The sequence below is a fragment of the Parvibaculum sp. genome (genome assembly GCF_040882025.1).
In the GTDB taxonomy this organism is placed as follows: Bacteria; Pseudomonadota; Alphaproteobacteria; order Parvibaculales; family Parvibaculaceae; genus Parvibaculum.
Genome location: NZ_JBBECC010000048.1, coordinates 1 through 6,247 on the forward strand (window position 1 = coordinate 1; position 6,247 = coordinate 6,247).

Genomic DNA, 6,247 nt, shown 5'->3' on the forward strand with positions numbered 1-6,247 from the left:
GCTTTGCGCTGGCGCCGGTGCATGACGGCAATGTGCTGAAGCCCGAAGAGTTCAACCAGCGTCCGGAGGAAGAGCGTAAGCGCATCGAGGGTGTCATCCAGGGCCTGCAGAAGGAACTCGCCGAAACTATAGAACACATCCCCGGCTGGCAGAAGGAACATCGTCAGCGCATCCAGTCGCTCAATCGTGAGGTGGCCGAGCGCGAAGTGGAGCGCGTGATGCGCGAGTTGCACGCCTTTTTCGATGGCGTGATGCCGGTCAAGAACTGGCTCGACGCGGTGAAAGCCGACCTGATCGAGAATATAGGTCTGTTTGCGGGTGCCGATGCATCGGCCCAATCGCCTCAGGCGATGCAGGTCATGCAGGCGCTGGCGCAAGGGCAGGGCGCAGGCTTCCCGGCGGCAAACCCGTTCCGGCGCTACGACGTCAACATCGTCGTCGAAAACAGCGAGAGTGCCCGTCAACACGGTTCAGCTACGTTGAAGGCGCAGGATCTCGCCGATGCCGGGGGTTACATCGGCGGCGGTGCGCCGATCCTTTACGAAGATCATCCGACCATGGCCAATCTGCTCGGTCGCGTCGAACATATGCCGCAAATGGGGGCGCTGGTCACCGACTTTATGCTGATCAAGTCGGGCTCGCTGCACCGCGCCAATGGTGGCTATCTGTTGATTGATGCCTTGAAGCTGTTGCGCGAGCCGCTGGCATGGGAGGCGTTGAAGCGCGCCATTCGTCGCCGCAAGGTCGTGATCGAAAGCGCGGGCGAATATCTGAGTCTCATCAGCACGGTGACGCTGGAACCCGACCCGATCCCGCTCGATATCAAGATTGTTCTGCTCGGCGACCGCTACCTTTATTATATGCTGAGCAATCTCGATCCGGATTTTGGCGAACTGTTCAAGGTCGCCGCGGATTTCGAGGACGAGATCGACCGTGAGCCGGAAAACGAGCTCCTCTATGCACGATTGCTCGCTGGTTTTTGCCGAGAGGAAAATCTGCTTCCGCTCGATCGCGGCGGCGTCGGCCGCGTCATCGAGCGCTCGGCGCGCATGGCCGAAGACGCCGAGAAACTGACGACCATCCTGCGCCCCATCGTCGATCTGTTGCGTGAGGCCGATCATATTGCCCGCAGCGAAGGCTCGATTACGGTGTCGGCCGCGCACATCGACAGTGCTGTCGATGCGCAGATCGGCCGCGCCGACCGCCTGCGTGAGCGCAGCCTCGAAATGATTACGCGCGACATCGTGATGATCGACACCGAGGGTGAGCGCATCGGCCAGGTCAACGGTCTTTCGGTGCTTTCCATGGGCAGTGTTTCCTTTGGCCGTCCAAGCCGCATCACGGCGCGCGTGCGGATGGGCCTCGGCAGCGCGCGTGTCATGGATATCGAGCGCGAAGTGGCGCTGGGTGGTCCGATCCACACCAAGGGCGTGCTGATCCTTTCGGGCTATCTCTCCGGCCAGTTTCTGCCCGAAATCCCATTGTCGATGAGCGCCAGTGTCGTTTTCGAACAATCCTATGGCGGTGTCGACGGCGACAGCGCCTCCTCCGCCGAGCTTTATGCGCTGATCTCGGCGCTGGCCGAGGCGCCGATTGCGCAAGGTCTGGCCGTCACAGGTTCGGTCAATCAGCTGGGCGAAGTGCAGGCCATCGGCGGCGTCAACGACAAGATCGAGGGCTTTTTCGATATATGTATGCGCCGCGGCCTGACCGGCGAACAGGGTGTCCTGATCCCATCCGCCAATGTAAAGCATCTGATGGTGCGGCAGGACGTTGTCGACGCGGTGGAACGGGGCATGTTTGCGATCTATCCTGTCGAGCATGTCGAAGAGGGCGTCGAGTTGCTGATGGGCGCCCCTGCGGGCATTCGCGGGCCTGACGGCAGGTTTCCGCCGGGCACGATCTACGCGCGCACTGAAGATCGCCTGGCGGCCTTCGCCGACAACCAGCGCCGTTTCGCCCAGCGATCCGACGACAATGGCAGGAAGGGTGCATGATGGCCGCCCGCGACAAACGGCAGCCCCAAGCGGCGCAGACTGAAGATGCTACGGTGACGCGCATCGTCATCGGGCTCGACACTTCTTTCTTGACGCGCGAGGCATTGTCATTGGCCGCCCGGCTGGCGGCGTCGATGGATGCGCGCCTGAAGGGAATTTTTGTCGAGGACGAGAACCTGTTGGCTCTTTCCGGTCTGCCCTTTGCACGTGAGGTTTCATTTTCCGGCGAGGTGCGTGAGCTCGATCCGGAGCGAATGCTTCGCGCGATGCGCGCCCAGGCCGAAAGCGCGCGCCGCGTGCTCGCCCGGGTCGCCGCCGAGGCGCATGTCGACTGGAGTTTCGATGTGAAGCGCGGTCGGCCGCTGTCTTCGATCGCGGCGAACGCTGGTGCCGACGACACGCTTGTCATCCGCTCCGCATCGGCGCCTTCGGGCGAAGTGGGCCGCACCGTGCGCGCGGCGACGCTCGATGCGCATGCCGATGTCCTGCTGGTGGCGCGCGGTATTGGCTTGAAGGGGGCATTTGCAACCGCCGCCCTGCCGCCGGGCGTTGCCGGCCGCGGCGTCGCATCGGTGGATGAAGGTTCGAGCCGTGGCGAGAGCTGCACGGCTTTCGCCGAAACGCTTGCCGCACGCATCGGCGCGCCGTTTCGCCGCCTCGACGCCAAAGGCCGCAATCCAGCCGATATAGCTGCGATGGCAAAGGCGGCCGGCATCGGTTTGTTGATCGTCAATGCCGGCTGGCTCGGCGACGATGAGGATGCAGCACATCTTTCGTCTGCAGCCGGCTGCCCGATCCTTCTTCTCGGTGCCGAGCGTGAGCCGCGCCCGGCGTCTTCACCAGCGGTAAAGGGAGACTGATCCATGTCCGTGAAAAAAATTCTTGTGCCTCTCGCCGGCCGGCCGTCGGACGATGAGGTGCTCGGCACGGCGCTTTCCGTTGCTGGAGACTTCGGCGCGCAGATCGTGGCGCTTTTCGCGCGGCCCGATCCGACCGAAGCCTTGCCCTATCTGGGCGATGGCGTGTCGGGCCAGGTGATCGAGGATCTGCTGCAGGCGGCGCGTGAAGGCGCCGACGAGGCCTCGGCCCGCGTTCTGCGGACATTGACCGGGGCAGCGACGGCGGCCGGCTTTCCAATAGTCGGCAAGGGCGCTGAACCGACCTTGCCCTCGGTCCGTTTTCTCGACGTCACAGGGCGCCGCGACGAGGTTGTTGCCGCGCACAGCCGCCTCTCCGATCTGATCGTCTTCGGCGAAAGCGCGACGGGCATTGCGGGCGGCACGGCGCTCGAAGCCGCGATGATGAGCGCCGGACGGCCGGTACTGATCGCACCGAAAAAATCATGGGCGCCGGTCGGTGGCGCCACCGCTATTGCCTGGGACGAAAGCGCGGAAGCCGCCCGCGCCGTCACCGCCGCCATTCCGTTTCTCGAACGGGCGCGCAAGGTCACCATTCTCTGTATCGGCGGCAAGGAACTGGATCCGGGTCCTGGGTCGACGCTGGCCGACTACCTGGCGCTCCACGGCGTCGTTGCAGACTTGCATCTGGTTGATGCGCATGGCCGCGCGGCGGGTGAGGTGCTGCTCGAAACGGCCGAGAAAGCGCAAACCGATCTTCTCGTCATGGGCGGTTACAGCCACAGCCGCCTGCTCGAATTCATCATTGGCGGCGTGACGCAGCACATCAGGTCTCACGCCACCATTCCTGTGCTGATGGCGCATTGAATAACCAGAAACGGAACTTTTCATGACCCTCTATCATGTCCACATGACCCTCGCCCGCAACGAGGAATTCCCCAACGGCTCCGCGGCGCATGGCTACGATCTCGTCGTACCGCTCGACGGCGAGATGAAACTTGATCCGGTGGCATGGAAAGTACATGCAAAAGAATGCAGCGTGCGTCGCTTCTGGCAGGGTGAACCCGATCAGAAGGGCCTGCTGCGCCATATCGGCCGCGGCTGGGCGATCGACTACGACGCCTCAACGCCGGAGGCCGACGAACCCTTCTTCAAGCTCGACCGTCACGAGTTTAAATCGGGCGAATATCTCTCCGTCGCCGAACAGGATGGCGAGATGCAGACCTTCCGCATCGTCACGGTGGAGCCACTGAAAGGCTGAAGGCTTGGTCAGGTGCGCTTGCGCACCAGCACGTTGCCGGCCGAATAGCCGGCGCCGAAGCTGCATATCAATCCGAGATCGTCGGGTTTCAGGTCTTCGTTGAATTTGCTGAAAGCGATGATCGACCCGGCAGAGCTGGTATTGGCATATTCCTGCAGGATGTTGGGCTGCTCGCCGGGTTCGGGATCGCGGCCCAGCACCTTGCGGCCGATCATGTCGTTCATGCTCTTGTTGGCCTGGTGCAGCCACATGCGCTTCAGGTCTTTCGGATCGAGCCCCGCATCGGCCATGTGTTCCAGAATGAGGGCTGAAACCATCGGCACCACTTCCTTGAACACCTTGCGGCCTTCCTGAACGAAGAGCTTGTCTCTCGCGCCGACGCCTTCGGGCGTCGCGCGATTGAGGAAGCCGAAATTATTGCGGATGTTGTTGGAGAATTTCGTCAGCAGCCGCGTGCCGAGAACTTCCCACGCGCCCTTGGCCGTACAGGTTTCCTCGCGCTCGAGGACAATGGCGGTGCAGACATCGCCGAAAATGAAATGGCTGTCGCGATCGCGGAAGTTCAGGTGGCCCGAACAGATTTCCGGATCGACGATCAGCACGCAGTCGACCGAACCCGAACGCAGCATGTCGTAGGCGGCCTGGATGCCGAAGGTCGCCGACGAACAGGCGACGTTCATGTCGAAGCCGAAGCCTTCGACGCCGAGCAGCTCCTGAACTTCGACCGCAATGGCCGGGTAGGGACGTTCGAGATTCGAACAGGCGACGATCACCGCGTCGATGTCGGCGGCGGTTTTGTTGGCGCGCTTCATTGCCTTGTGCGCGGCATCGACCGCCATTTCGGCAAGGATCGATGGCTCGTCGTTGGAGCGCTGCCGGAGGCGCGGCGCCATGATTTCCGGGTCGACGATGCCGCTCTTGTCCATCACATAGCGCGCTTCGATGCCCGACGCCTTGACGATAAACTCGACGCTCGATTCCGCGAGAGGCTCCATTTCGCCGCGCGCGATCGCCGCGGCGTTCGCCTCGTTCTGGCGGCGCACATAGGTGTTGAAAGTGTCGACGAGTTCAGCGTTGCTGACGGATTGGGATGGCGTGAAGACGCCCGTCCCGCTAATGACGACTTTGGTCAATGTTCACCCGATTCTTCTTGATCCGCCTTGCCGGCGCGTCCCTGAATGTTTCTTGTCGTGAGGGTCGATAAGGAAGAGTGCCCTGAAGAAGCATGCGGCGTTCCCCAGGCCGCCGCCAGGCTAAATTAGAACAGGCTAGCCGGCGTTTCCACTGTCGCGCGGCCGATTGAACGGATTGGAGCGCAATATGACTAACGATACGGGCCCGGGCAGCGGGCCGGCACCCTTCGAGGGCGAAGCGCTGCGCGCGTTGACCCTTCAGGATACAGCCGTGCTGGCATTCGCGCTGCTGGAGGAAGGGGCGGGGGATGCGCTCTCGCCCCTGCGTAAACCGGCGCTGGCAACCGTCTCGGTCAACGGCGCGCCGGCGCTCAGAACGGTCATTTTGCGCAATTTCGACCGGAAAGCCCGTGTTCTCGAGCTTTTCACCGATGCCCGTTCGACCAAGGTGGCGGAACTGAAGAGGGAGCCCCGTGCTTCGATGCTCTTCTACGATCCGCGCCGCGATGTGCAGTTGCGGCTGGCGGGCCGCGCGGTTCCGCTCACCGGCGCGGCTGCCGCCGACGCATGGGCGGCGGCCGGCCTGCCGAGCCGGCGCGCCTATCTGGCGGTCGCCGCCCCGGGCTCGCCGAGCGATGCGCCCACCTCCGGCCTGCCGGCCGAAATCGAGGGGCTCATTCCCTCAATCGACAAACTGGAGGAAGGTCGGGTCAATTTCGCGCTGATCCGTTTCGGATTTGACGAAGCCGATCTCGTGGTGTTGAGCCGCACGGGCCATCGCCGCGCACGTATCCGCTGGCCGGCGGATGCGCCGGTCATGGAATGGCTGGTGCCCTGATATCCTTCAGACGCCCGAAGCCGAGCGCTGGTTGGTATTCGTCTCGCTCTTGGTCTCGGTGCTTTCAGCAGCCTTCGATGTCGGCCGCGATCCCTGCTTGGCATCGTCGGCCTGAATTTCGCCGCTGACCTGTCCGCCCTGCTCGACGCGCAGCTCGCCAT

6 protein-coding genes are annotated in these 6,247 nt (G+C 63.0%); 5 read left to right on the forward strand and 1 reads right to left on the reverse strand.

The window, feature by feature from the left end; translation table 11 throughout:
* The 4 genes from WEB61_RS03045 to WEB61_RS03060 all read left to right on the forward strand — a co-directional run.
* Positions 1-1,997: Lon protease family protein (locus WEB61_RS03045; protein WP_368062852.1), on the forward strand; the 1,997-nt coding region annotated here is incomplete at its 5' end.
* A complete protein-coding gene (locus tag WEB61_RS03050) occupies positions 1,994-2,857 on the forward strand; it encodes a hypothetical protein (RefSeq protein WP_368062853.1) in 864 nt (287 codons plus the stop codon). The genes WEB61_RS03045 and WEB61_RS03050, both read left to right, overlap by 4 nt.
* A gap of 3 nt (positions 2,858-2,860) precedes the next feature.
* Complete coding sequence (locus WEB61_RS03055) at positions 2,861-3,721, forward strand: universal stress protein (RefSeq protein ID WP_368062854.1); 861 nt, start codon at positions 2,861-2,863, stop codon at positions 3,719-3,721.
* Between the two features lie 22 nt (positions 3,722-3,743).
* Positions 3,744-4,115: a hypothetical protein gene (locus WEB61_RS03060; RefSeq protein WP_368062855.1), complete on the forward strand. Its 372-nt coding sequence runs from the start codon at positions 3,744-3,746 to the stop codon at positions 4,113-4,115.
* 8 nt (positions 4,116-4,123) lie between these two features.
* Here the strand turns inward: WEB61_RS03060 and WEB61_RS03065 are convergent, their stop codons facing one another.
* A complete protein-coding gene (locus tag WEB61_RS03065; protein WP_368062856.1) occupies positions 4,124-5,248 on the reverse strand; it encodes a beta-ketoacyl-ACP synthase III in 1,125 nt (374 codons plus the stop codon).
* A gap of 187 nt (positions 5,249-5,435) precedes the next feature.
* On the opposite strand from WEB61_RS03065, the gene WEB61_RS03070 reads away from it, so the two are divergent.
* Positions 5,436-6,086 carry a pyridoxamine 5'-phosphate oxidase family protein gene (locus WEB61_RS03070; protein ID WP_368062857.1) on the forward strand — a complete coding sequence of 217 codons (651 nt, stop codon included), beginning with the start codon at positions 5,436-5,438 and terminating at the stop codon, positions 6,084-6,086.
* Positions 6,087-6,247 lie beyond the last annotated feature (161 nt).